At 71.5% G+C, this 24,936-nt stretch carries 19 protein-coding genes and 1 tRNA gene; 5 read left to right on the top strand and 15 right to left on the bottom strand.

Annotation, left to right across the window (positions count from 1 at the left end):
* Positions 1 to 17: 17 nt before the first annotated feature.
* From RI211_RS06115 to RI211_RS06090, 6 genes are all read right to left on the bottom strand, one after another.
* Positions 18 to 1,472 carry an LCP family protein gene (locus tag RI211_RS06115; RefSeq protein ID WP_315637154.1) on the bottom strand — a complete coding sequence of 485 codons (1,455 nt, stop codon included), beginning with the start codon at positions 1,470 to 1,472 and terminating at the stop codon, positions 18 to 20.
* On the bottom strand, positions 1,469 to 1,936 hold the full coding sequence (gene purE / locus RI211_RS06110) for a 5-(carboxyamino)imidazole ribonucleotide mutase (protein ID WP_268777817.1): 468 nt from the start codon (positions 1,934 to 1,936) through the stop codon (positions 1,469 to 1,471). The genes RI211_RS06115 and purE overlap by 4 nt, the downstream gene beginning before the upstream one ends.
* A 124-nt stretch (positions 1,937 to 2,060) precedes the next feature.
* The gene (locus RI211_RS06105) at positions 2,061 to 3,185 is read right to left on the bottom strand and encodes a 5-(carboxyamino)imidazole ribonucleotide synthase (protein ID WP_259953161.1); all 1,125 of its coding nucleotides are present in this window, start codon (positions 3,183 to 3,185) and stop codon (positions 2,061 to 2,063) included.
* A 94-nt stretch (positions 3,186 to 3,279) separates the two neighbouring features.
* Positions 3,280 to 3,792 (bottom strand): PH domain-containing protein, encoded by a 513-nt coding sequence (locus RI211_RS06100; protein WP_259953269.1) that lies wholly within the window; start codon positions 3,790 to 3,792, stop codon positions 3,280 to 3,282.
* Positions 3,793 to 3,886: 94 nt separating this feature from the next.
* Complete coding sequence (locus RI211_RS06095) at positions 3,887 to 4,657, bottom strand: biotin--[acetyl-CoA-carboxylase] ligase (RefSeq protein WP_315637155.1); 771 nt, start codon at positions 4,655 to 4,657, stop codon at positions 3,887 to 3,889.
* Positions 4,654 to 5,937: a CDP-glycerol glycerophosphotransferase family protein gene (locus tag RI211_RS06090; protein ID WP_187663681.1), complete on the bottom strand. Its 1,284-nt coding sequence runs from the start codon at positions 5,935 to 5,937 to the stop codon at positions 4,654 to 4,656. Before RI211_RS06090 ends, RI211_RS06095 begins: the two co-directional genes overlap by 4 nt.
* A 146-nt stretch (positions 5,938 to 6,083) precedes the next feature.
* Here RI211_RS06090 and RI211_RS06085 point away from each other — a divergent pair, with 146 nt between their 5' ends.
* On the top strand, positions 6,084 to 7,109 hold the full coding sequence (locus tag RI211_RS06085; RefSeq protein ID WP_315637171.1) for a glycosyltransferase: 1,026 nt from the start codon (positions 6,084 to 6,086) through the stop codon (positions 7,107 to 7,109).
* A 10-nt stretch (positions 7,110 to 7,119) separates the two neighbouring features.
* Here RI211_RS06085 and RI211_RS06080 read toward each other — a convergent pair whose 3' ends face one another.
* Genes RI211_RS06080 through RI211_RS06070 form a run of 3 tightly spaced genes read right to left on the bottom strand, consistent with a single transcriptional unit; the run spans position 7,120 to position 11,423 of the window.
* Positions 7,120 to 8,556 (bottom strand): CDP-glycerol glycerophosphotransferase family protein, encoded by a 1,437-nt coding sequence (locus tag RI211_RS06080; RefSeq protein WP_315637156.1) that lies wholly within the window; start codon positions 8,554 to 8,556, stop codon positions 7,120 to 7,122.
* Positions 8,553 to 9,806, bottom strand: a complete 1,254-nt coding sequence (locus RI211_RS06075; RefSeq protein WP_315637157.1) for a CDP-glycerol glycerophosphotransferase family protein — start codon at positions 9,804 to 9,806, stop codon at positions 8,553 to 8,555. Before RI211_RS06075 ends, RI211_RS06080 begins: the two co-directional genes overlap by 4 nt.
* Positions 9,807 to 9,851: 45 nt before the next feature.
* Positions 9,852 to 11,423, bottom strand: a complete 1,572-nt coding sequence (locus RI211_RS06070) for a S1C family serine protease (RefSeq protein WP_315647704.1) — start codon at positions 11,421 to 11,423, stop codon at positions 9,852 to 9,854.
* Between the two features lie 95 nt (positions 11,424 to 11,518).
* Between RI211_RS06070 and RI211_RS06065 the strand changes: the two genes are divergently transcribed.
* Positions 11,519 to 12,721, top strand: a complete 1,203-nt coding sequence (locus tag RI211_RS06065) for an aminotransferase class I/II-fold pyridoxal phosphate-dependent enzyme (protein WP_315638433.1) — start codon at positions 11,519 to 11,521, stop codon at positions 12,719 to 12,721.
* A 10-nt stretch (positions 12,722 to 12,731) separates the two neighbouring features.
* Here the strand turns inward: RI211_RS06065 and RI211_RS06060 are convergent, their stop codons facing one another.
* Positions 12,732 to 13,541 (bottom strand): carbon-nitrogen hydrolase family protein, encoded by an 810-nt coding sequence (locus RI211_RS06060; RefSeq protein WP_315638434.1) that lies wholly within the window; start codon positions 13,539 to 13,541, stop codon positions 12,732 to 12,734.
* A gap of 78 nt (positions 13,542 to 13,619) precedes the next feature.
* Between RI211_RS06060 and RI211_RS06055 the strand changes: the two genes are divergently transcribed.
* Positions 13,620 to 13,693, top strand: a tRNA-Met gene (locus RI211_RS06055).
* An 87-nt stretch (positions 13,694 to 13,780) separates the two neighbouring features.
* On the top strand, positions 13,781 to 14,656 hold the full coding sequence (locus tag RI211_RS06050) for an aminoglycoside phosphotransferase family protein (RefSeq protein WP_315638435.1): 876 nt from the start codon (positions 13,781 to 13,783) through the stop codon (positions 14,654 to 14,656).
* 22 nt (positions 14,657 to 14,678) lie between these two features.
* Here RI211_RS06050 and RI211_RS06045 read toward each other — a convergent pair whose 3' ends face one another.
* The 3 genes from RI211_RS06045 to RI211_RS06035 all read right to left on the bottom strand — a co-directional run bounded on the left by RI211_RS06045 (position 14,679) and on the right by RI211_RS06035 (position 19,927).
* Positions 14,679 to 15,521 (bottom strand): universal stress protein, encoded by an 843-nt coding sequence (locus RI211_RS06045; protein WP_259953142.1) that lies wholly within the window; start codon positions 15,519 to 15,521, stop codon positions 14,679 to 14,681.
* Positions 15,522 to 15,858: 337 nt separating this feature from the next.
* Positions 15,859 to 18,762: a UPF0182 family membrane protein gene (locus tag RI211_RS06040; RefSeq protein ID WP_187663674.1), complete on the bottom strand. Its 2,904-nt coding sequence runs from the start codon at positions 18,760 to 18,762 to the stop codon at positions 15,859 to 15,861.
* Between the two features lie 73 nt (positions 18,763 to 18,835).
* On the bottom strand, positions 18,836 to 19,927 hold the full coding sequence (locus RI211_RS06035; protein ID WP_315638436.1) for a YlbL family protein: 1,092 nt from the start codon (positions 19,925 to 19,927) through the stop codon (positions 18,836 to 18,838).
* A gap of 118 nt (positions 19,928 to 20,045) precedes the next feature.
* Here RI211_RS06035 and RI211_RS06030 point away from each other — a divergent pair, with 118 nt between their 5' ends.
* Positions 20,046 to 21,458 (top strand): zinc-dependent metalloprotease, encoded by a 1,413-nt coding sequence (locus tag RI211_RS06030; RefSeq protein WP_187663672.1) that lies wholly within the window; start codon positions 20,046 to 20,048, stop codon positions 21,456 to 21,458.
* A gap of 826 nt (positions 21,459 to 22,284) precedes the next feature.
* Here RI211_RS06030 and RI211_RS06025 read toward each other — a convergent pair.
* Together RI211_RS06025 and nudC are read right to left on the bottom strand one after the other, a co-directional pair.
* Positions 22,285 to 24,006 (bottom strand): ATP-dependent helicase, encoded by a 1,722-nt coding sequence (locus RI211_RS06025; RefSeq protein ID WP_187663671.1) that lies wholly within the window; start codon positions 24,004 to 24,006, stop codon positions 22,285 to 22,287.
* Entirely contained in the window at positions 24,003 to 24,884 is an 882-nt protein-coding gene (gene nudC, locus RI211_RS06020; RefSeq protein ID WP_259953135.1) for an NAD(+) diphosphatase, read from the bottom strand. Before nudC ends, RI211_RS06025 begins: the two co-directional genes overlap by 4 nt.
* Positions 24,885 to 24,936: the final 52 nt, after the last annotated feature.

The following is a 24,936-nucleotide window of genomic DNA, read 5'->3' as shown; positions in this document are numbered from 1 at the left end:
CGTCGTCCCCCGCGGACTCACGGGGCGGGGGTAGGGGTCTCCGTCGGCGGATGCAGTTTCTGCTGCATGAGCTCGTGGATGAAGTCGTAGTTCGGGTCGAACTCGTCGACACCGTTCTCCGGCGTCAGTTCGACCGTCTGGACCGGCTGCTCCTTGGCCTTGAGCATGAGATCGAAGAACTCCGGCAGCTTGCCCTGCGGAAGATCGGTGTCGATGAGCGCCGTGCCCGCGGCAGCCACCTCGTTGAAACGCGTGAGAACGGTCTGCGGCGTGAACTGGGCGAGGATCGCCTCCTGCAGCTCGCGCTGCCGCTTCATGCGGTCCCAGTCGCTGGTCGTGTACCTCGAGCGGGCGTACCACTGCGCGGTGTCGCCATCCATGTGCTGCTGCCCGGGCTCGATCCACCCGATCGCCCACTCGTTCACGTCGGTCCCGGACCACCCCTCGGGCGGACCGCCCTTGGGGAGGCGCTCGGTGACGGTGATGTCCACGCCGCCGAGGGCGTCCACGAGGTCGGCGAAGCCGTGCATGTCGACGAACACGTAGTACGGGATCTCGATGCCGAGCACGCCCTCCGCGGCGTCCTTGGTCGCCTCGATGCCCGGTGCCGAGCCCGTGGCCTCCGCGTCCGGATAGAGCCCGGTCCCCTTGTCCTCCCGGCACACCTCCGCGGCGTTGCGCACATGGTTCATCCAGCCGTTCCAGCCGCAGGTGGACGAGCCCTGTCCCTGGAAGCCGTCGGGATACAGCTCCTGCATCGGGCTGCCGTCGCTGAACGGCGCATGCGGGAGCTCACGGGGGATGCCGGTGATGGTGACCGCGCCGGTCTCGGCATTGACGGAGACGACGGAGATGCTGTCGAACCGCATCGAGTCGCGACCGTCTCCACTGTCCGCGCCGAGCAGCAGGATGTTGTAGTAGCCGTCGCTGGGCGGCAGGCTCGGCCCGCTCTGCCCGAAGATGGCCCCGACGCTGCCCCGCACCGAGCCCACCGCCGTGGCCGCGTACCCGGTCATGCCGCCGACCAGCCCCAACAGGAGGAGGGCGACGACCGGGAGGACGAAGCGCGACGGCGCGGGGACCTTGACCAGACGGACGAGCCGGAGCGTGTCGAAGGTGAGGACGATCCAGAGCACCACGACACCCACGAGCAGCACCTGCACGAGGGTGAGCAGTACCGCCGACACGAAGCCGCCGCCGATCGTGAGCCAGAGGAAGACGGGGCGCGCGAACAGGGCGAGGGCGAGGGCGACGACGGCCAGGACCCACGTCGTCAGCGTGACGCCGAGTCCGAACCTGCCCAGGCGGCGATTGCCCGCGAGCACCTGCGCGGAGCCCGGGGCGAGGAGATTGAGCCCGACGAGCCACCAGGCGCGCTTCGACATGAGTCCCGGATCGGCCGGGTCCGGGTGTCGCAGCGGCCGCGTCTCGATGAGCGGACGTCGTGTCGCGCGCGGGGGCGCAAGGGTCACAGCGAGCCCTTCAGCCGATCGTTCTTCTCCTCGACCTGCGCCTCGAGGTCGGCGGCGTAGGCCTCGACGCGGTCCGCCAGATCGTCGTCCGCCGCAGCGAGGATCCGGACCGCGAGCAGGCCGGCGTTGCGCGCGCCGCCGATCGACACCGTCGCGACCGGGATACCCGCGGGCATCTGCACGATCGACAGCAGGGAGTCCATGCCGTCCAGGTACGCGAGCGGCACGGGGACGCCGATGACCGGGAGCGCCGTCATCGACGCGAGCATGCCGGGCAGGTGGGCGGCACCGCCGGCGCCCGCGATGATGACGCGCAGGCCACGAGACCGGGCCTCACGCGCGTACGACATGAGCTTGTCCGGCGTACGGTGGGCCGAGACCACCTCGACCTCGTGAGGGATCCCGAAGTCGGTGAGCGCTTGGGACGCGTCGCTCATGACGCGCCAGTCGGAGTCGGATCCCATGACGACGCCGACCAGAGGAGCGGCGGAGGAGTGCAGTGGCTCGGTCACCAGATCAGGCTACGGTCTCGCGCTGGGAGAACCCCCGAGCGGCACACGTCTTTTCCGTGCGCCGCCGCGGGAATCCTCAGGCGAAGGCCGCTGCGGCAGCCCTGGCCTCGTACACCGCGTCGTCGAGGTCGTCCCCGGCGACGTTCACGTGCCCCACCTTGCGGCCGGGCCGCGGCGCCTTGCCGTACGTGTGGATCTTGGCATCGGGGTGCGCGGTCATCGCCGCCTCGAAACGGTCTCCGAGAGTGCCGTCCGTCGGGCCGCCGAGGATGTTCACCATGACCGACCAGGCCGCGCGGGGCTGGGTGTTCCCCAGGGGCAGATCCGCCACGGCACGCAGATGCTGCTCGAACTGTCCGGTGACGGCTCCGTCCTGGCTCCAATGTCCGCTGTTGTGCGGTCGCATGGCGAGCTCGTTCACGAGGATGCGCTCGTCGTCCGTCTCGAAGAGCTCGACCGCGAGCATCCCGGTCACGCCCAGGCCCTCCGCGATACGACGGCCGATGTCCTCAGCGACCTCGGCGAGACGCTCGGTCGCCGCGGGCGCCGGGGCGATCACCTCGGCGCAGACGCCGTCGCGCTGCACCGTCTCGACGACCGGATACGGGATCATCTCTCCCCCGGGTCGGCGTGCGACCTGCTGGGCGAGCTCGCGGACGAAGGGGACGAGCTCCTCGACGAGCAGGGCGTCGGAGCCCTGCAGCGCATCGAGCCAGTCCTGCGCTTCGGCGCCCGAGCGCACCACCCGCACACCCTTGCCGTCGTATCCGCCCCGCGGCGTCTTGACCACCGCGGCACCGTCGTGCTCGTCGAGGAAGCGCTGCAGGTCGTCAGCGGAGCGGACCGGAGCCCACTCGGGCTGCGGCACGCCGAGCTCCGCCAGCCGGGAGCGCATGACGAGCTTGTCCTGGGCGAACTGGAGCGCATCCGGGCCGGGGTGCACGGCGACGCCCTCGGCGACGAGAGCGCGGAGCACGTCCTGCGGCACATGCTCGTGGTCGAACGTGATGACGTCGACGTCGGCGGCGAAGGCACGCACGGTCTCGAGGTCACGGTAGTCACCCACCGCTGTGGCGGCGAGGCCCGCGGCCATACCCTCCTCTTCGGCGAGCACCCGCAGATCGAGACCGAGCTCGACCGCCGGAGCGATCATCATCCGTGCCAGCTGTCCTCCGCCGATCACGCCCACGCGCAGCGCCATGTGCCGCCTCCATTCGTCATGCCCATTCTTCCGCACGCGCGAGCGCCCGGGGAACGCAGGTGCGCCCCGGACGGACCGGGCACGTCGGCCGAGCTCAGGCGAAGTCGTCGCCGCTCGCCTGGGCGTCGCGGTGGGCCAGGATCTGACCGACCTCGATCTGGTCGGCGAGGGTCTCGTGCACGAGGGTGACGTTCGGCACGTTCACCAGACGCAGGGGCGCGTCCACGCCGTTCGAGAGCGTGATGGTCCCGCAGCCCCACATCCGCTGCAGCGGGCCGCGACGGACGCCTATCGTGTAACCGCGTGCGTGCGACATCTCGCGGCGGTTGCGCGCACCCAGGCCCTGGGCGGCGATGACGCGACGCGTCGTGATCGTCGTCGTCCGGGAATACCAGACGATGAAGGGGATCACGACGGCGACGAGGACGACGGTCCCGGCAGCCGCGAGCAGCATCCAGTCCTCGAAGCCGGCCGGCAGGTTGCCGTAGAAGTAGGCGGTGGCCCCGAAGACGGCGATGAGCACGAGCGCCGACCAGAAGAGCCGACGCGCGTGGCCGCGGAAGCGCGCGATCAGCAACTCCTCGGCGGGAGTGCCGGGCGGCGGCATCAGCGGGCGTCCGCCGAGCGTCACGGGCTGGGTCACACCCCCATTGTGCCCGGGATCGCCGACAACAACGTCCGTGCGGCGGCGTGTCCCCGCCTCACGCGGGGCGGACGTGCACGACGTCGCCGGCCGAGACCGCGTGCACGGTGCCCTCCGCCTCGACGCGCAGGCGTCCCTCGGCGTCGATGCCGACGGCCGTGCCGTCGAGCAGGGAGCCGCCGGGGAGCGAGACCCGCACGGCCTGTCCCACCGTCGCGCACCATGCGGCGACCGCCGCATGGAGACCGCTCGCGATCGCGTCGTCCGCCGCGGTGAGCGCGGTCAGGTGACCGTCGAGCGCCGAGAGGTAGGAGCGGAGCAGCTCGTCCTCGTCGACGACCACGCCGTGCACCGCGAACGAGGTGGCCGTGGGCACCGGAAGCTGCGTCGCGGTCATGGACGTGTTGACCCCCGCGCCGACGATGACAGCGTGCGGGGTCGCCTCGGCGAGGATGCCGCAGATCTTGCGGCCGTCGACGAGGACGTCGTTCGGCCACTTGAGGGCGACGGTGGCGGCGGGCAGCTGCGCGGCGACGGCCTCGGTCATGGCCGCTCCGGCGGCGAGCGGGATCCAGCCTCGCACCGCGGGCTCGGCGGGCAGATCGCGGAGGAGGACGCTCACCGCGAGCGCCGACCCCGCCGGGGCCACCCACCGGCGATCCAGTCGCCCCCGTCCGGCGGTCTGGTGCCGGGTCAGGAGGACCGAGAGGTGCGGCCAGCCGTCGGCGTCGTCGGCGTGTCCACGGAGGTCGGCGTTCGTCGACCCCGCCGCGTCGACGACCTCGAGACGCGGTGCGAGCGCGGCGGAGCGCGGGAGGTCGCCGCTCATACGTCCTCGTCGTCGGCTTCGTCGTCGTCATCGTCCGCGTCACCGCGGACGGCGCCGATCTCGCGGTCGCGCCACCGCTCCCACTCCCCCATGAGACGGTCGACGGCCGCGTGGAACTTCTGCGTCGCGACACCGGGGGTGGTGTCGCCGAAGTAGTGGCGCACCCACATCTGCAGCCGCGCGACGGCCGCCTCGTCCTGCCGCACGCGCTCCACCTCGGCGACGATGTCGTCCGCCGCCTCTGCGGACAGCCACTCGCAGTCCGAGAGGTAGCCGGTGGTGTCGACGGCGGCCTCCTCGTCGACCGGTCGCGTGATCATGAGCGGCTTTCCCGCCGCGAGGCGGTCGTACACCATGGCCGAGATGTCCACGACGGCGACGTCGGCGGCGGCCAGCTGCCATCCGAGCTCCGGACCGTCGTCATACACGTGCTGGGCGGTCGGATCGGCCGCGTTCGCGGCGGCGATGGCCGCGATGATGCGCCTGTGCGCCGCCCCGTAGGCCTCGTCGACGACACCGCTTCGCGGGTGCGGACGGTAGATGACACGGTGCTCCCCCGTTGCGAGGAGTCGCGCCACGAGGCGCTCGCCGTGCGAGGCGATGGAGCCGTAGTGCGCGCTGGGCCGGTCTCCCTCCCAGGTAGGCGCGTACAGCACGACGAGACGGTCGTCCGGTGTGTACGGGAGCGAGCCGGAGTAGTGGTCCGCCTGGGGGCGTCCGATCTCGATCGTCCGGCTCTCCACGTCGTAGTCCCACAGCGTCCGCGACAGCCGGTCCCTCGCCGCCTGACCGGCGACGAAGGCGTAATCGTAGGCCTTGTACTGATTCGTGGTCATGTACATCTTGTCGGACTCGCCGTGGTTGATGAACACGTGCCACCGGCGGCCGTACCGGAACATCTGGAAGTTGCGGGTGTTCTGGTTCACGTACAGCACCACGCGGATGTCCTGCGTGGCCAGGAAGCGCTCGAGATCGCGCACCTTCGGCACGAAGGCGACGGGCGGGCCGTCCTCCTCGAGGAGCTTCTCCGCGCCGGTCGCCTGGCGTGCCAGCACCACGACGGGCCACCGCTCGGCGAGCGCGGCCAGCGGGCGGTACCACTGCCGCATCTGGTACATGTTCACGGCGCCGTCCGCGAAGTACACCGCGACCTGGAAGTGCTCGGCCGGGTACGGCACCTGATCCGCCAGCCGGCGGCGGACGCGCTGCACCGCCGAGCGCGAAGCGAGCGCCCGCTGCAGGAGACGGTAGGCCTTCTTCGCGTCAGACAGTGCACCCATCCCTCCAGGATAGTTCGTCCTGTCCCGGCATCCGCGGCGGCGGACAGGCGGACGCCGCCTGAGAGAGAGCGGCAGGAGCGGCGTGACATGATCGACGTGTGCCAGCCAACGGATCCCCCACCCCCGTCACCGGGGTGTCCTTCGTGATGCCGGTGCTCAACGAACGCGCCTACCTGGAGCACGCCGTCGCGTCGGTGCTCGCCCAGGAGGTCGGCGTCCCCGCCGAGCTCATCCTCGCGCTGGGACCGTCATCGGACGGCACCACCGCCCTCGCCCGCCGACTGGCCGCGGCCGACGACCGGATCCGTCTCGTCGACAACCCGGCCGCGCACATCCCGGTCGGCCTCAACGCCGCGATCCGGGCCAGCCGCTACCCCACGGTCATCCGGGTCGATGCCCACTCCGAGCTCGCTCCCGGCTACGCGGCCAGGGCCCTGCAGACCCTGCAGCGCACGGGGGCCGCCAACGTCGGCGGCGTCATGCACGCCGAGGGCCGGACGCCCTTCCAGAAGGCCGTCGCCCGGCTGTACAACTCCCCCGTCGGCCTCGGCGGCGGGGCGTATCACGGCGGACGCGTGGAAGGAGAGGCGGAGTCCGCCTACCTCGGCGTGATCCGTCGGGATGTCCTCGACGAGGTCGGTCTGTTCGACGAGACGATCCGCCGCGGCGAGGACTGGGAGCTGAACCTGCGCATCCGCCAGGCCGGGCACCGCGTGTGGTTCGACCCCGAGCTGTCGGTGACCTACTGGCCCCGCGAGAGCTGGCTGCGCCTGGCCAGGCAGTTCCGCGCGACCGGCGCCTGGCGAGGGGAGCTGGTGCGGCGCTTCGGTCGCCGTAACGGTCTTCGCTACTTCGCGCCGCCGGTTCTGCTGCTGTTCGTCGCGCTCGCCGTGGTCCTCGGAGCCTTGCAGCTCACCGGTGTGCTGTCCGGCACCGTCTCCCTCATCGCCTCGTGCCTCGTCTACGTCCCGCTCGCGCTCTACGTGCTGCTCGTGGTCGGCGTGGCCCTCGCTCCGGGCGGGGGCGGCGTGCGGCAACGCCTGTGGACGCTCCTCGTGCTGCCCACGATGCACCTCTCCTGGGGTCTCGGCTTCCTCGGCGGCGTGCTGCGCGGAGCCGGCGACACGGTGGACGCGTCCCGGCTCGGCACGCGGAACACCCCCCTGCCCTGACGTCCGACGACTACGGCGTGACGAATCCGAGGTCGAGGATCCGGTCGACCACCCGCTGCGCGGCCCGACCGTCGTCGAGGGTGTTGAACTGCCGTTGCCAGGCGGCATAGCGCTCGGCGTACCGCTCCCGGTGCCCGGCGTCCTCCAGCGCGGCCACGAGTTCGTCCTGCGTACCGAGCAAGGGCCCCGGCGCCCGCTCCGCCAGATCGAAGTAGAAGCCGCGGAGCTGACCGCGGTAGTGGTCGAGGTCGGGCACGAGGAAGTACATCGGCTTGCCGGTCACCGAGAAGTCGAACATGACGGAGGAGTAGTCCGTGACGAGGGCGTCGGCGGCGAGCAGGAGCTGCGACGTCTCGGGGTAGCCCGTCACATCGATCACCCGGGCGCCGGCGCGATCCCTGCCCTCGCCCAGCGTGCGCGAGTGGCCGCGCACCAGCACGACGGCGTTCGTCTGCCGCGCGAGGAGTTCGGGATCGACGAAGTCGACCATCTCCGCCCGGTCGTCGCGCCAGGTCGGCGCGTAGAGGAGGACGCGCTCGTCGGCCCCGATGCCGAGCGCCGCGCGGACGGCGACCGGGTCCCCGGTACGCAGCGCATCGTTGCGCGGATAGCCGTCGACCCAGATCGGCCGCCCGAAGAACGCATAAGCCTTGCGCAGGATCCGCGCGGCGTACGTGTTCTGCGCGAGCAGCACGTCCCACCGCCGGGACTCCTTGACCACCGCCGCCATCCGCCGGGGATCGAACCCGGGGCGGTGCAGCGCCAGGCGCTTGAGGGGCGTGCCGTGCCAGGTCTGCAGCACCTTCTGCCCGGGCTTCCGCGCGAAGCGCCGTCGCAGCCAGTCGTTCACGACGAGCAGGCGCGCGGCCCCGCGGGCGTGCCACCATTCCGGGCTGCCCTCGATCACGGCGATCGCTCCGTCCGGCACCTCGACCGACAGGTCGGCGACGCTCCAATACCGGCGCACTCCCGGCGCGCGCCGTGCGAGCTCCCGATCGATGGCGCGCGGGTTGCAGCCGACGCTCCGGCCGTAGAAGCTCTCGAAGAACACGGCGTTCTCGGTGCCGCCTGCCTGCGCCACGTAGCGCTCCTCGAGCGTGGAACGCCCCTCGGCGGTGTCGTACACGGGGTCCACGGGCGCCGCGATGTGGACGACGGCACCGTCGACGGCGATCCGCACCCCCGGGAGGAGCACCGGCGCGAGACGCAGCTCGGCCAGATCGACGCCGTCGATCCGCAGGTCGTACTCCCCGGACGGCAGAGGCAGCTCCGGACCGCCCCATCGCGACGCGCGGAGCGCGAACGTCGCCTTCCAGGTCTTCCCCCCACCGGTGAGGCGGGCCTTCACCCGCGCCCGCGGTCCGGTGAGCTCGGCGCTCTCCGGACGCTGCCCGGTCCCTGCGATGACCAGCGCCTGTGCCGTGTCATCGATGCGGGCCGTCGTCATGCTGCTCCCTTCGGCGCGGGGACCCCCCGCGCACGGATCGCCCGGTATACCCGACGAGTGTTCTGACCGTCACGGAACGCGTGCATCTCCGCGCTGAGCGTAGCGGAACGCTCGGCGGCCTCGTCGAACGCGGCCGCATCGCCGAGCAGCGACGCCAGCCGGACGAGGGCGTCTTCCCACCCCGTGGCGACGCCGGACGCGGCGACCTCCTCGAAGCGGCCGTAGAAGCCGCGGGTGCGGGCGTACTCGGCGACATCCGGTGCGAGGAAGACGACCGGCAGGGCGAGGAGCCCCACGTCGTACGCGAGCGACGAGTAGTCCGTGATGAGGATGTCGACGGCGGGCAGCACCGGCGTCACATCGCTGACGACCGTGCTGGGCAGCGCCCGCACCCGCGTCGTCGGCACCGGCGGCGCGTAGCTGCCGTCGCCGAGGGGGTGGGAGCGCACGAGGAGGACGGCGTCGTGGTCTTCGAGCACCCGGATGATCCGCACCCATTCCTCGGCCGTCGGGACGGACGGGTCGGGAGCGCCGTCGCGCCAGGTCGGCGCGTAGAGGACGATCCGGTCGGTGTCGCCGATCCCGCCCACGGCCTCGGCGAGCAGCCCCCGTGCATGGGCGCGGCGTTCCTCGGGCGAACCGCTCGAGAGCACGTCGACGCGCGGCTCCCCGGTCACCACCACGCGATCATCGCCCAGCCCGAACGCGGACTCGAGGCGTGCTCTGGCGCGGTGCGAGGCGGCAGGGAGGACCCGGATGCGCTGCGCGGCACCCCGGTACATCCAACCGACGAGCCGACGCAGGACCGGCGCACCGGGCACGGCCGGCACCTGGGTCGTGGCGGGAGAGTCGAGGCCGATGCGTTTGAGCGGGATGCCGTGCCAGAGTTGCACCACGAACGCGCCGCCGTTGCCGTAGCGGTTCACGTCGCCGAGGCCGTGGGTCACGATCAGCACCCCGGCGCGCGCGGTCGCCCACCAGCCGCGCAGACCGCCCCGTGGCACACTCCGCAGACCGAGGGCCGCGGCGTCCGCCGCTTCGCGCGGGGACCCGGCCAGCCACAGGGTGTCATGGCCCGCCTCCGCTGCGTACCGCTGCAGGGCGAGGGCGCCGTCCCCGACGCCGGCGCCGCACCCGAAGACCCAGCGCGGACCGCGCGGCACGAGAAGGGTGCCGAGACGGCCGAGGGCGTACAGCGGGATCCGGAGCAGCTTGGCCGCGTTGCCGGTGCCGAAAGAGAAGGACGCCACCCGGCGAGCCTATCGCGCAGGTGGCGTCCTTCTCTGACGTGGGGATCAGCCGGCGAGCGTGCCGAGCGTCACCTCGATGTCGCTCTCCTTGCCGTCGCGGACGTAGGTCACGTCGGCCTTGCTGTCGGCGGCCGCTGCGCGCACCTGCGCCGTGAGATCGGTCGCGCTCGTGATCGGGACGCCGTTGAAACGCGTCACGACGTCACCGGCCTGGAGACCGGCGGCCTCGGCGGCGCCCCCGTCGGTGACCTCGGCGATGTAGGCGCCGGCCACCGTCGCGCCCTCGACGCCGGAGGCATCCCGGACCGAGGCGCCCAGGAGGCCGTGCGTGGCCGCGCCATCGGCGATGATCTCATCGGCGACGCGCTGGGCGATGTTGGACGGGATGGCGAAGCCGATGCCGATCGAACCCGACTCCTCCGAGTTGCCCGAGCTCGCGATCGCGACGTTGATGCCGATCAGCTCGCCCTTGCTGTTGACGAGGGCACCTCCGGAGTTGCCGTGGTTGATCGCCGCGTCGGTCTGGATCACGGCGATCGAGATCGACTCGGTGGCCTGCTGCCCGCTGTTGCCGGGCAGATCGAACTGGAAGGGCCCCTCGCCCTGGCCGTCCTCCGGTGCCTGCTCCTGCGGGGCGTCCTCGGAAGAGGAGTCGGGCAGCGCGGAGGAGGCGATCTGGATGCTGCGGTTCAGCGCGCTCACGATGCCGGTGGTGACCGAGTTGGCCAGGCCCAGCGGGGCGCCGAGCGCCACGGCGGTATCGCCGACGTTGAGCTTCGACGAGTCGGCGAACTCGATCGGAGTCAGGCCCTCGGCGTCCGTGAGCTTGATCACCGCGAGGTCGTAGATCGGGTCGGTGCCGACCACGGTCGCCTCGTAGATGCGGCCGTCGGAGGTCGTGACGCGGATCGTCGGATCAGCCGCCGCGCCGCCGAGGGTCACGACGTGGGTGTTGGTGAGGACGTAGCCGTCCTTGCTGATGATGACGCCCGAGCCGCTGCCGGCCTCCTGCGACCCGGCCACCTCGATGGTGACGACGGAGGGAAGCGCCTCGGTCGCGACCGCGGTGGTCTCGTTGACCGAGCCGGGGTTGTTGACCGTGACGGTCTGCGGTCCCTGCGCCGTGCCGGAGGACGGGGAGTCCTGCAGCCCGGTGAGCAGCGCGCCGCCGCCGAAGCCGGCGACGCCGCCGACGAGGGCGGCTGCGACGATGAACGCCGCGACGCGGGTGCCGCCGCGCGACTTCTCCTTCGTCGCGGTCGGGGTGCCCTCGGCCGGCGGCACCGTGCCGTCGAGCGGCCGGGTGTCGTGCGCCGGGACGCCGAATGCGGCGCCGGGGACGCCCGCCGCGGCGGGACCGGGCGCGGCCAGCCCGTGCGGCACGGGTGCCACAGTCGGGGCACCGGCGGCGTGCGACGCGAACGTCGGCGGCATGTGGTGGCCCTGCGGGGCGACCGGGGCGGAAGCGGCCGAGGTGCCCGTGAGGGTGCCGTCGGCGGCCGGAGACGGCGCGCTCGGCGCGGCCTCGGGGGTCTGAGGGGTCTGGGGGGTGTGTCCGGCCGACATGGCGTCGTCCGACGCCGGTGCCGGGCGGTCCTGCGGGTTGTCCTGGTTCATGGTGTGCTCCTTCAACGCTCCTCCAGGATGCCCCGCATCCCTGTGCGTTCCTTATGCCGAGCTTGAGTTTCAGCTATGGCCTTAGCCTGTTCTTCATGAGTGTCATCCCCGGCGCATGGCGTCGCACGGCGGCCGGTGCCGGTCTGCTCGACGCGGACGGTACCGTCGCGCCCACCATCTTCGCAGAGATGTCCGCCGCGGCGGTCAGAACCGGCTCCATCAATCTGGGGCAGGGCTTCCCGGACGAGGACGGCCCGGAGGTGGTCCTCGCCGCCGCACGCGCAGCGATCGCCGAGGGCGTCAACCAGTACCCGCCGGGGCGCGGCTTCCCCGATCTCCTGCAGGCGATCGCCGAGCATCAGCAGCGGTTCTACGGGCTCGCCGTCGACCCGGACACCGAGGTCATCGTGACAGCCGGGGCCACCGAGGCGCTGACGGCGACCCTGCTCGCGCTCATCGACGGGCCGGAGGACGAGGTCGTCGTCTTCGAGCCCTACTACGACTCGTACGCCGCGGCGGTCGCGCTCGCGGGCGCTCGGCTCCGGACCGTGCCGCTGCGGGCGCCGGACTTCCAGCCCGACCTGCAGCAGCTCGCGGAGGCGGTCACGGATCGGACGCGGATCATCCTCGTCAACGACCCGCACAACCCCACGGGAGCGGTCTTCGACGAGGAGGTCCGCCGGGAGGTCGTGCGTCTGGCCGAGAAGCACGAGGCCGTGATCGTCACCGACGAGGTCTACGAGCACCTCACCTTCCGCGGCCCGCACGTGCCCATCGCCACGCTGCCCGGCGCTGCGGAGCGGACGCTGACCATCTCCTCGGCCGGGAAGACCTTCTCGACCACGGGGTGGAAGATCGGCTGGGTGCACGGCCCCGCCGCGCTCATCACGGCCGTGCTGACGGTGAAGCAGTACCTCACCTACGTCAACGGCGCGCCTTTCCAGCCCGCCGTGGCCGTGGGCCTGCGCCTCGACGATGCGTTCTTCGCCGATGCCGCCTCCCTGCTCGCCCGCAAGCACGCGATCCTCGGCGACGGTCTGCGCGCGGCCGGCTTCACCGTCCATGCCCCACAGGGCGGCTACTTCACGGTGGCCGACGCGACGGCTCTCGGCGGCGCCGATGCGGCGGCCTTCTGCCGCGCGCTTCCGGAACGGGCCGGGGTCGTGGCGATCCCCCTCACCGCCTTCGTGTCCCCCGCGCGACGCCCGACGTACGCGGGCCTCGTCCGCTTCGCGGCGTGCAAACGCGTCGATGTGCTGGAGGAGGCGGCCGCCCGTCTCTCCGGTCTGCGCGCCTGAAGCGGGTCGGTCAGCGCGGGACCACGTCGTAACGCCGTGCACGCAGCGAGGGGTTCGTCTCCCGGACCCTGGTGATCGCCGCTCGGTCGACCACTCCGAGTGCCACCCCCGGCTCGGGCCCGACCCCCGCGCGGACGACGCCCTGCGGGTCCACGATGCGCGAGTGCCCCACGCCGATCGGCGCCGGGTGGTCGGCGGCGATGACGAACACCGTGTTCTCGATGGCCCGCGCGGCGAGCAGCGTGGTCCAGTGGTGCTCCTTGAGCGGCCCGCGCACCCATTCCGCCGGCACCACGAGCGCGTCGGCACCGGCGACCGCGAGGCACCGCGACAGCTCGGGGAACCGCAGGTCGTAACAGGTCATCAGCCCGAAGCGCAGACCTCCGAGTTCGAAGACCGCGGGCTCGCCGATCTCCCCCGGCTCCACCCAGTCCGACTCGCTCTGCCCGAACGCGTCGTACAGGTGCTGCTTGCGGTAGACCGCGAGGATGCCGTCGCCGCGCACGGCGACGACCGTGTTGCGCACGCGCCCCTCGTCCGAGGCCTTCTCCGTGACGCCCGCGACGATGACGACGGCGAGCTCCGCGGCCAGGCCGATCAGTCCGGTCACGAACTCACCGTCGAGACCCTCCGCATTCGCCGCGAGGCGTTCGTCCATCGGATCGACGAAGAAGCTCGAGTACTCCGGGAACACGATGAGCTTCGCCCCCAGTCGGGCGGCGTCCGTCGCGAGCTCGGCGATCCGCTCCCTGTTGGCCTCGCGCGAATCGGTGGGAGCGAACTGGCACACGGCGACGGGGACGGCGGCGTTCTCAGGCATGACGCCATCCTCTCGCACCCGTCGCTGCCGCGCTCGATTCGACGCCTCTCCAGATCCGTGATAAGTTATCTCTTGTGCCGCGGGGTGGAGCAGTTCGGTAGCTCGCCGGGCTCATAACCCGGAGGTCGCAGGTTCAAATCCTGTCCCCGCAACAAATGGAAGGCCCTCTGGCCGGGAGTAATCCCAGGCCAGAGGGCCTTTCGCATGTGGCGGGAGCCGACCTCTGGGAGTATCGAGGGGTGAGCCGACCAGTCGACATCGATGCAGCCGTGGTAGCTGAGCTCGTCGAAGAGCAGTTCCCCCGCTGGGCGCACCTGCCCGTCCGCGCCGTGGCGCGTCAGGGGTGGGACAACAGGACTTTCCGCCTGGGTGAGGATCTGTCGGTTCGCCTTCCCGTTGCCGAGTCCTACGCGACGGCCGTGCAGAAGGAGAGCAGAGCGCTCGAGTTCCTCGCCGGACGGCTCCCGGTCGCCGTTCCCTCCGTCGTTGCGCTCGGCGAACCCGGCCGCGGCTATCCGTTTCCGTGGTCCATCCGCCGGTGGCTCGACGGCGACACCGTCGACCGCGTCGCGGGGCTCGATCGTGTCCGCCTCGCCGTCGATCTCGGGGGCCTCCTCCGCGTCCTGAGGTCTCTCCCCGTGCACGCGGGGCAGGCCGCCGGCCGGCACTCGTTCTTCCGCGGTTCGCATCCGAGCGTCTACAGCGATGACGTCCACGCCGCGCTGCAGCGGCTGGACGGCACCGTGGACACGGAGAACTGCCGGAGCGTCTGGCTCGCGGCGACGAGCAGCGTCTGGGAGTCCTCGCCCGTCTGGTTCCACGGCGATGTCGCCGTCGGGAACCTCCTCATCAGCGACGGCAGCCTGTCGGCGATGATCGATTTCGGCACCTGCGGCGTCGGCGATCCTGCCTGCGACCTCGTCATGGCGTGGACGTACTTCGAGGGGGACGCGCGTGACGCGTTCCGCGACGCTGTCGGACTCGACGACGCGACGTGGGGACGGGCTCGCGGCTGGGCGCTCTGGAAAGCCCTGGTGACGCTCTCGAGCGGGTCAGGACCGGGCGGAGACGACAGCCGACGCGTGCTTCACGAGGTGCTGACCAGCCCGCTCTAGGCCGCGGATGCCGTCCCGCCAGTCAGCGGACGACGGCGGTGGGCGCGACGAGCGCCGCGAGGACCTCGTGGCTGATCGACCCGAGCAGGAACCGGGCGACGGCCCCCCGCCCGTGTGAGCCCACCACGGCGAGGCTCGCGGCGGCGGCCGCCCGGTTGATGACCTCGGACGGGTACCCGCGCTCGACCCGGGGCTGCAGCTCGAGATCCGGATACGTCTGGCGCAGCCCGGCGAGAGCGACGGCGAGAGTCTCTTCGGCCAGCTCCTGCATGGAGGAGAGGTACTGCTCGGGATACGACCTCGCTCCGCGCGGAAGGGGCACGGGCGTCCATACCGTCACCGCGATGAGGGGCTCGCCGAGGCGGTCGGCTTCGGCAGCCGCGAAGGCGACGGCGGCTTCCGAGATCGGCGACCCGTCCACTCCGACGACGACACCGCGGCGGTCTCCCGCCTCGATATCCGGGATCACCACGACGGGGCAGGACGAGTCGGCGACGATGCGCAGCCCGTGCGCCCCGCGCCGCGGGCTGTCCGCGTCATCGGGTCGGAAGTCGCTTCCGATCACCAGGAGGTTCGCGCCCGCGGTGGTCGAGACGAGCTGGCGGACCGGGTCGCCGCGGAGCACGACGATGTCGACGTCCAGGCCCTGGGCCTTCAGCGTCTCCGCGTGCTCCTCCAGCAGACTCCGCGCCGCCGCGATCGCCGCATCCACCACAGGGCCCTCCCCGACGGCCCCGACCGCTCCCCCGACGACGCTCGCGAGGAGCAGAGTGGCCTTCCGCGACCGTGCGCGATGCGCGGCCCACTCCAGTGCTCGTCGTCCCGCCGACGTGTCCACCACTCCTACAACGATGCGCTCAGCCACGGCGACCTCCCTGTTTGCCTCCACCCTCCCATGCCAGCCCCTCCTCGCGCGACGGTTCGTCCCGGACAAAACCCTCCGCCGTGACCGGCACTCGCGCCAGATCAGGCTTCCTACCAGGAGGGCGCCTGACCTCGCGCGCCCGCCTGCTGCCGCGAGAACGCCTGTCCCGGCGCGCCACGCGCGCACGCAGGCACCCGCGCGACAGCAGGCACGCCTGCAGGATGTCGCGTGAAACGGCGCGAGCGCCTGATGCGGCGGACGCGCGTCAGGGACGCGGGAGTGGCGGGGAATGCGAAAGGGCACCCCGTGGGGGTGCCCTTCCGTGTGCGTGGCGAGATTACTCTGCGGCGGCCTCCAGCTCCAGGAGCTTCTCGACGGCCGCGGTGAGCCGCTTGTCCGCCTCACCGAACTTCTCCAGGTCACCCTCGGTGAGGGCCGCCTGGCGGTCGAGGAGCGCCTGCTGCGCCTTCGCCAGGGCGTCGGCCTGCTCATCCGTCGGCGTCGGCGTGGTCGGCGTCTCCCCCGTGTCGGGATCGGTCGCCTCCGGGTCGGTGGGTTCGACCTCGTCATCGCCACCGGTCGCGCCGGAGTCGCCGCCGAACAGCGTGTCCAGCGCCTCGGTGAGGGTGTTCTCGAAGGCCACCCGGTCACCGAAGGCGACGAGCACCTTCTGCAGACGCGGAAGCTGCGTCCCCTCGGACGACTGCACGTAGACCGGCTGGACGTAGAGCAGACCGCCACCGACGGGCAGGGTCAGCAGGTTGCCGTAGATGACCTCGGACTCCCCCTGCTGGAGCAGGTTGAGCTGCGGCACCACGGCCGTGTCCGAGTTGTAGGTGTTCTGCACCTGGCCGGGACCGGGCACCGTGGTGTCGGTGTCGATCTCCAGCATGCGCAGCTGCCCGTACCCCTCGGCCTTGACGCCCTTCTCGGCGCCCGCATCCGAGTCGACGGCCAGGTAGCCCATCAACACGTCGCGGCTGCCGCCCGCGCCCTGTGAGGCGGGGATGAACGTCGAGAACATCGAGAACCGCGGTTCCTCCTGCCCTGGCATCTGCATGGTCAGGTAGTACGGCGGCTGCAGCATCGCGTCGCTGCGCGGGTCGTTCGGCGTCTGCCAGCGGTTGTCCTGCTGGGCGAACGAGCCGGCCTTGTCGACGTGGTAGATGCCGAGGATGTCGCGCTGCACCTTGAACAGATCGGTCGGGTACCGGACGTGGCTCATGAGCTCGCCGGACATCTCGCTGATCGGCTTGAGGGTGGACGGGTAGACCTTCTGCCAGGTCTTCAGGACCGGGTCCTCCTCGTCCCAGGCGTACAACGTGACCGAGCCGTCGTAGGCGTCGACCGTGGCCTTGACCGAGTTGCGGATGTAGTTGATGTCGTCGATCGCGAGCGACGGCGTCGGCACGTTCGAGTCGGCGATCGCGTCGGACAGGCTCACGCTCGTCGAGTACGGGTAGGTCGAGCTCGTCGTGTACCCGTCCACGATCCAGACGATGCGGCCGTCCACGACGCTCGGGTACGGGTCGCTGTCGAGCTCGAGGTACGGCGCGACCTTCTGCACGCGGGTCTTCGGGTCGCGGTCGTAGAGGATCTGCGAGTCGTCGTTGACGAGGTTGGAGAAGAGGATCTGCTCCGACTGGAACTTCAGCGCGTAGAGCAGCTTGGTGAAGCTGTCGCCGATCTTCGGTCCGCCGTTCCCGGAGAACGTGGTCTTCGTCTCGCTCGAACCGTCCTTGCCCCGCGGGTAGTCGATCTCGACCGGGTCGGCCCCCTCGGGGGCGCCCACGATGGAGTACTCCGGGGAATTCTCGCCGAAGTAGACCCGCGGCTCGAAGTCGCCCTGCTCGGACAGGAAGCCCGAGGTCGGGATGCCGCGCTCGAGGAAGACGGGCTCGCCGTCCGTCGTGCGCTGGTTTCCGGCCGCGGCGACGAGACCATAGCCGTGCGTGTAGACCGCGACGCGGTTGTTCCAGTTGTCACCGTCGCCCAGACCCGACATGTCGAGGTCGCGGACGGAGACGACCGTGTCCTGCTTCACGCCGTCGATCTCGTAGCGGTCGACGTCCATGGTCGTCTGGAACTGGTAGTAGCCGCGGTACTGCTCGAGCTGGCGGACCGTCGGCGGGATGACCTTCGGGTCCATGATGCGGATCGACGCCGTGGTCTCCGCGTCGGCGCGGAGCTGACCGGCCTCGGCGTCCGTCTCAGCCTCGAAGGCCGTGGTCTCCAGGTCGGCGACGCCGTAGGCCTCCTTCGTGCCGTCGATGTTCCGCTGGTAGTACTCGGCCTGATAGGCGTTCTGGTTCGGCTTCACCTGGAAGGTCGTGACCACCCACGGGTAGCCGATGCCGATGACCAGCGAGGCCACGATCAGCAGCGCGGTCGCCGCGAGGGGGAAGCGCCAGCGGCCGATGACGGCCGTGATGAAGAACAGGATGGCGACGACGGCGGCGATGATCGCGAGGATGCCGAGGCCGGGGATGGTCGCGTTGGCGCCCGTGTAGGCGGCACCGGTGATCCGGTCGTCCGGTTCGACGAGGGTCTTGTAGCGGTCCAGCCACAGGCTCGCCGCCTGCACGAGCAGGTACAGCCCTGCGATGACCGCGAGCTGGATGCGGGCCGGCTTCGAGATGCGCAGCTCGCCCTGGCCGATGCGCACGGAGCCGTAGAGGTAGGACACGAGCGCGGTGACGAGAAGGCTCAGCAGCAGGACCGCCGAGACGAACGCGAGGAGGATCGAGTAGAACGGCATCGCGAACATGTAGAAACCGGTGTCGACGCCGAACTGCGGGTCGACCTCACCGGTGGCGACGCCGTTGGCCCACAGCCACACGGTCTTCCAGTTGCCGGCCGCCGCGAAGCCCGCGAAGAGGCCGAAGAAGATCGGCATGCCCCACATCGCGAGGCGGCGCAGCGGCTCGATGACCTCCTGGTAGCGGTCGAGCTGGGAGCTCAGCCGCACGTAGACCGGACGGAGCCGGTAGGCGAGCTGGATGACGACGAACAGCGGAACCGCCATGCCGAGGAAGCCGATGACGAACATCACCGCCGTCGCGATCCACTGCGTGGTGAGCACGCCGGTGAACCCGACCTGGTCGAACCAGAGGAATTCGGTGTAGAGCGACGCGAAGACGAAGAACGCCGCGATGAGCGCGGCGATGATCACCAGGGAGATTCCGAGGATGCGTCGGGAGGTTCGAGGCGTGGCCGGGGGCTGGGCTGGGGTCGAGGTCACCCCTCCATCCTAGGCACCGCTCGCTGTGGGCGGGCTGTCACACCGGTCACGGCGGGGTCACGACCGTGCGGGCTCAGGTGGCGGGAACGTCGCAGGTCGGCAGCGCGTCGACGTCGCCGTCCTCCGCGATGACCTCGAGCGCCGCGAGGGATTCGTCGAGGGTCGCGGTGCGGATGACCTGCAGGCCGTCCGGCACATGCCCCACGACCTCGTCGCAGTTCGCCTCCGGTGCGAGGAAGTAGTTCGCGCCGGCGTCACGGGCGCCGTAGAGCTTCTGGCGGATGCCGCCGATCGGTCCGACGGTCCCCTCGGCGTCGATCGTCCCGGTGCCCGCGACCTCCTTGCCGCCGTTCAGCTCGCCCGGGGTCAGGGTGTCGATGATCCCGAGGGCGAACATCATGCCCGCGCTGGGGCCGCCGACGTTGTCGAGCTGGATCGTGACGTCGACCTCGAAGTCGTAACCGGTGCGCAGCGTGATGCCGATCAGCCACGTCGTCGTGCCGTCCTGGGTCTGCTCCTCCGGCGTGATCTCGACCGTCTGCTCCGCGCCGTCGCGGCGCACCGTGAGCGCGACCGGATCCCCGCCCGCCTCCTGGATGGCCTCGCGCAGCGCGGTCGCCGAGGTCACGGGCGTGCCGTCGATCGCCGTGATCACGTCGTCCGCCTCGAGCAGGCCGTCGGCAGGAGAGCCCTCGACCGCGTCGACCACCACGACCTCGGCTCCGGTGTCGTAGCCGAGCTCGTTCAGCGCGGCGGCCGTCGCCTCGTGCTGCGAGTCGACCATGAGCATCGCGTTGCGCTCGTCGCGCTGCTCGGTCGTGACGCCCTCGGGGAACACCGCGTCCAGCGGCACGACGGCGCGCGAGGCGTCCGTCCAGGCGAGCGCGAGCTCGAACCAGCTCGGCGTGCGCTCCCTGTTGCCGACGACCTGGACGGTCGTCAGGTCGAGCGTGCCGCCCGTCTCGTACGTCTCGGTCCCCTCCACGCTGATGAGCGGGACCTGCTCGCCGTCCGCGTTCTTCGCGGTACCGAGGGTGTCGTACACCGGGCCCGGACGCTGGATCACGTACGGCGAGGGCAGGAAGGTGAGGACGGCGAGCGCGGCGAGCGCGACCACCAGCGCCCAGACCCCGAGTCCGAGCTTCCCTGCACGCGGTCGTTCCACAGCAATCCTCCGTCGTTCGCGAGCGGCGTACAGCGATCTGCCCGCTTCGGGGACGCGCACTGAAACCTGTGACTAGCGTAGATGCCACGGCTTCAGACGTGCTGAGAGGGCGAGCGACATGGCAGACAACGAACCGAACCCGGAGGACTTCCAGGAGTTCCTGCGACGGATGCTCTCGAACCAGGGCGGTGGAGACATCGACCCCGAGGCGCTGCGCGGCGCCTTCCAGGGGATGGACGGCTTCGCCTTCGACCCGGCGATGATGCAGACGATCATGTCGCAGCTCCAGGGCGCCTTCGGCGGTGATCCGTGGGAGAACTCGCTTCGGCAGGCTCTGCACATCGCCAACCGCGAGGGTCAGGGCATCGGCGACGGCTCCCGCTCCTCCCTCGCCGACTCGTTCGCACTCGCCGGTCTCTGGCTGAGCGAGGCGACCACCATCTCCGAGCTCGCAGAGCCGCCGGTCGCGATGACCCGCGGCGAGTGGGTCGAGAGGACCCTTCCGGTGTGGAAGGAGATCGCCGGCCCCGTCTCGACGAGCATCGCCGACGCGCTGACGTCCGCCCTCGACACCCAGGTGCCCGAGGAGATGCGCGGCGTGGTGCAGGGCGCGGGACGCTTGATGCGGGGCCTCGGCGGATCGGTGTTCGCCGCCCAGTTCGGTCAGGTCCTCGGCAACCTCTCCCTCGAGGTCGTCTCCGGGGGCGACGTGGGCATCCCGGTACTCCCCGCGGGTACGGCCGCCGTGATCCCGCAGAACCTCACCGCGTTCGGCGAGGGGCTCGAGATCCCGGCAGACCAGATCGCCCTCTACGTCGCGACGCGCGAGCTCGCCTACGCCCGCCTGTATCGGCACGCCAAGTGGCTGCACCTGCACGTGATGGCGCAGATCACCGACTTCGCCCGCGGCGTGACGGTGGATGTCGATGCCCTGGAGGACGTGGCGAGCCGCCTCGACCCCTCGAACCCCGAGGAGCTGCGCGCGGCGATCGAGGGCGGAGCCTTGCTCCCGACCCAGACCGAGGCGCAGCGCGAGGCCCTCGCCCGCCTGGAGAACCTCATCGCGACGATCGACGGGTGGGTCGACGTCGTCACGGCGGAGGCCACCTCCCGACTGCCGGACGGCGGCCGGATCGCCGAGGCGGCCCGTCGTCGCCGTGCCGTCGGCGGCCCCGCGGAGGACGCTCTGGGTGCGCTGGTCGGGCTCAAGCTCCGACCGCGACGCATCCGCGAGGCCTCGGCCATGTGGCGGGCGGTCACGGACGCGGTCGGCGTCGCCGCCCGGGACTCCCTCTGGGACTACCCGGACCTCATGCCCACCGCCGAGGACATCGACGACCCGACGGCCCTGATCGCGCGTCTGCAGGCCGCGGAGCGCGGGGAGCAGCCCGAGGCCGACGAATTCGATGAGGCGCTCGCCCGCCTGCTGGACGGCGACGACTTCTCCGCGGAGGCGCCCGCCGAGGACGGCGACACGGATCCGCGCACCGACGGCGACGACGACACTCCGGAGGGCGAGCGCCCGGTCTGAGTCCGGCCATCCGGGTCGGGGACGGACGATCACTCTCCCTCCCCGACCACGGGCGGACCGCCGACTTCTCCACCGATCCCCCGAATCGGCCTGCGGCTCCACGATGCTCCGCAGAATCGAGGGGTGCCGCTCACCCCGACGACCCTGACCCGTCTCGACCCCGCATTCCCGCTGCTCTGGCGCGACGGGATGACCCTCCAGGTCGGCGACGATCCCGCCATCCGGGTCCCGGCGTCCGCGCCCTGGGTCGAACGGCTCCTCAGCCGCATGCGCCGAGGGTTCCGACGCAGCGCCTTCGATGTCATCGCGCACCGCGCGGGAGCGCCGCGGGAGGAGGCCAGACGGCTGCTGGCCATCGTCGAACCGGCGCTGCAGGACGAGCCCGCCCGCCCGCTCGCCGCCCGGGTGTCCACGCTCGGGCTCACCGACACCCGCGCCGAAGGGCGGCTGTGCGAGGCGCTCGCCGACGAAGGGGTGTCGCTCGCGACGACCTCGGCGCCGGCATCGACGGTGGTCGCCGTCGTCCTCGTTCCCGGTGCGGCGGCCGCCGTGCAGTTCGCGCCGTTCCTGCGCACGGACTCCCCGCACCTGCCGATCGCCGTCGAGCCGGCGCGCATCACCGTGGGACCGCTGGTCGTGCCGGGGCTCACGCCGTGTCTGACCTGCAGGGATGCCGAGGACACCGCTCGGGACCCTGCCTGGCCGCTGCTCCACGGTCAGCTCGTCGGCCGCGACCCCGGGCGCATCACACTCGCCAGGGTGGCTGCGGCCGGAGCGGTCGCTGCGCGTCTCCTCGCGGACCCCGAGGCCGCCCGCATCGCCCGGATCAGCGCGGACGGCGTGATCGGGTGGCGTTCGGTGCGATTTCGCGCAGAATGCCTGTGCCGCGACCCGTCGTCCCCATCTCCGCCAGGAACCGCGAGGGCGCCCGTTCGCCGCGCCCCGCCGATCGTGCCCAGGACAGCTCCAGCGTGCGCGCAGCCCGCGTGACCCCCACGTAGGCGAGGCGACGCTCCTCGTCCACGGCCTCGAACGTCGTGGCATACGAGATGGGCAGCGACCCCTCCGCCCACCCCGCGAGGTAGACGTGCGGCCATTCGAGGCCCTTGGCCGCATGCAGCGTCGACAGTGTCACCGTCCGCATCGTCGGCTCGTGCTGATCCTTCGCGCGGGCCATGAGCTCGTCGCTGAACGATCGCAGGGTCGCTTCCGGACCGGCATCCTCCGCGAGCCGCAGGATGGCCCGTCGCGCCTCCCAGCCGTCGCGCTGAGCTCCCCCGGCGGCCGGCGGCTCCTCGGTGAGTCCCAGCTCGCGAAGCACCCGCCGCACCCCTGGCAGGAATCCGTGCTCGGTCGGCGCGACCGCCGCCGCACGGAGCGCGAGGATCGCCTGGCGTACCTCCGGCATGGCGAAGAATCGCGTGCCGCCGAGCACCGAGGTGGCGATCCCCTCGGCGGCGAGCGCCTGCTGGAGCACCGCGGACTGCGCATGGGCCCGATACAGCACGGCGATCTCGGACGGGGAGGCGCCGTCGGCGATACGGGCCGCGACACCGGCCGCGATCCCCGCGGCCTCCTCCGACTCCGAGTCGTACGCCGTGACCGTCGGCGGCTCGGCGGTGAAGTGCTCCCGCGCGGGGACCAGCTCCAGCGCCCCGGGGCGACCGTGCATCAGCGCGTTCGCCGCCGTCAGGATGGGGGCCTGGGACCGGTAGTTCGTCTCCAGCCGGATGACCGTTGCATCGGGGTGCCGCCTTTCGAACTCGAGGAGGAACCGCTGCTCCGCCCCCGCGAACGAGTAGATCGTCTGGCTGGCGTCGCCCACCACGCAGATGTCGTGCCGATCGCCCAGCCACAGCTCCAGGAGCCGGTTCTGGAGCGGCGACACGTCCTGGAACTCGTCCACGGTGAAGTGCCGGTACTGCTCGTGAACGGCGGCTGCGACCCGTGGCTCGGTCTCCAGCATCCCCGCACAGGCGAGCAGCACGTCCTCGAAGTCGAGCTGATGACGCTCGTCCTTCAGCGCCTCGTAGCCGCGCATCAGCTCCACGAGCTGGGTGGGGTCGATCCCGGTGATCGGACGGCCCAGCTCGGCGTACCGGTCGATCGAGATCATCGACACCTTCCGCCACTCGATCTCCGAGGCGATGTCGCGCAGGGTCGCCGTGCGGGGACGCAGGCGGAGGGCATCGGCGGCCTGACCGAGCATGCGCACCTTGTTGTCGATGATCGACGGCGCGGGGGCCCCCGCCAGCGTGGGCCAGAAGAAGTTGAGCTGGGCGAGCGCGGCCGCGTGGAAGGTGCGGGCGGCGACGCCTTCGACGCCCAGTGCACGGAGGCGTCCGCGGAGCTCACCGGCGGCCTTCGCGGTGAACGTCACCGCCATCACCCGGGACGGCGAGTAGGCACCGGTGTCCACCCCGTGCGCGATGCGGTGCGTGATGACCCTGGTCTTCCCGGTTCCGGCACCCGCGAGCACCGCCACCGGCCCCCGCAGGACCGAAGCCGCCGCTCGCTGCCGCTCGTCGAGGGCATCGAGTGCGCTCACGGGCGCTCCTCGAACCAGTCGACGATGAGAGCGCGCGCGATCGAGGCGGGTCCCGGCAACCCGACGGGACCGTCCCCGGCGAGCGCGGAGCCGATCTCCTCCCGCGTGAACCAGCGCACGTCGATGATCTCCTCGCCGTCGGGTCTGGCCGCGGCTTCGTCTTCGACCGCGGCGCGGAACCCGACCATGAGCGAGCGGGGGAAGGGCCACGCCTGCGAGGAGATGTAGCGCAGCGTCGAGAGGCGCACGCCGGACTCCTCCTCGATCTCCCGGTGCACGGTGGCCTCGAGGGATTCGCCCGCCTCCGTGAAACCGGCGAAGCAGGAGTACATGCGACCGCCCCAGTTCGCATTGGCACCGAGCAGCAACCGCTCGCCGTCCGCGCTCTCGACGGCGACGATCACCGCGGGGTCGGTCCGCGGGAAGTGCTCGCGGCCGCAGACCAGGCACCGCCGCGACCAGCCCGCGTTGCGCAGCTCCGTCCCTCCGCCGCAGGTGGGGCAGAACGGGGCGTCGCGGAGCCAGCCGGCCAGCGCGACCGCGGCGACGAGCACCTCGGACTCCCCGGCGTCCAGGCGCCCGCCGAGGTCGCGGAGGCCGAGCCAGATCTCGTCCGGCGCCGTGTCGAGAGCATCGGTCTCCGGCGGCAGCGCGGCGAGCAGGAGCGCGGAGCCGTCGGCTTCCCGACCGAGCAGCGCCCATGTCCCGTCCGTGACGTCGTCCGCCGAGACGCGCAGCAGCGCCGAGGCCGCGACGCGCACACGCCCCTCCCGGACGACGATGACGCGCGAGGCCGCGAGGCCGCGGAGACGCTCGATCACGCCCTCCTCCTCGCGGAGTTCGGCGGCGCGGTCGAAGAACGGGCGCGGAATGCTCATCGACTCCCTCTCTCACGGGCGTGGCGGAGGCGGGACCGCCCCTGAGCCGACC

Origin of the sequence: Microbacterium meiriae (assembly GCF_032364335.1) — a bacterium.
GTDB lineage: Bacteria > Actinomycetota > Actinomycetes > Actinomycetales > Microbacteriaceae > Microbacterium > Microbacterium meiriae.
Note: the sequence above shows the minus strand (reverse complement) of the source record. Positions and strands in the feature narration are given on the sequence as shown.

Bases quoted from the DNA above. Each gene is read 5' to 3' on its own strand.
- purE (WP_268777817.1), bottom strand. From the start codon at position 1,936: ATGGGATCCGACTCCGACTGGCGCGTCATGAGCGACGCGTCCCAAGCG.
- RI211_RS06090 (WP_187663681.1), bottom strand. From the start codon at position 5,937: ATGGGTGCACTGTCTGACGCGAAGAAGGCCTACCGTCTCCTGCAGCGG.
- RI211_RS06030 (WP_187663672.1), top strand. From the start codon at position 20,046: ATGGCAGACAACGAACCGAACCCGGAGGACTTCCAGGAGTTCCTGCGA.
- RI211_RS06080 (WP_315637156.1), bottom strand. From the start codon at position 8,556: ATGACGACGGCCCGCATCGATGACACGGCACAGGCGCTGGTCATCGCA.
- RI211_RS06065 (WP_315638433.1), top strand. From the start codon at position 11,519: ATGAGTGTCATCCCCGGCGCATGGCGTCGCACGGCGGCCGGTGCCGGT.
- RI211_RS06070 (WP_315647704.1), bottom strand. From the start codon at position 11,423: ATGAACCAGGACAACCCGCAGGACCGCCCGGCACCGGCGTCGGACGAC.
- nudC (WP_259953135.1), bottom strand. From the start codon at position 24,884: ATGAGCATTCCGCGCCCGTTCTTCGACCGCGCCGCCGAACTCCGCGAG.
- RI211_RS06085 (WP_315637171.1), top strand. From the start codon at position 6,084: ATGCCGGTGCTCAACGAACGCGCCTACCTGGAGCACGCCGTCGCGTCG.
- RI211_RS06060 (WP_315638434.1), bottom strand. From the start codon at position 13,541: ATGCCTGAGAACGCCGCCGTCCCCGTCGCCGTGTGCCAGTTCGCTCCC.
- RI211_RS06100 (WP_259953269.1), bottom strand. From the start codon at position 3,792: ATGCCGCCGCCCGGCACTCCCGCCGAGGAGTTGCTGATCGCGCGCTTC.
- RI211_RS06095 (WP_315637155.1), bottom strand. From the start codon at position 4,657: ATGAGCGGCGACCTCCCGCGCTCCGCCGCGCTCGCACCGCGTCTCGAG.
- RI211_RS06105 (WP_259953161.1), bottom strand. From the start codon at position 3,185: ATGGCGCTGCGCGTGGGCGTGATCGGCGGAGGACAGCTGGCACGGATG.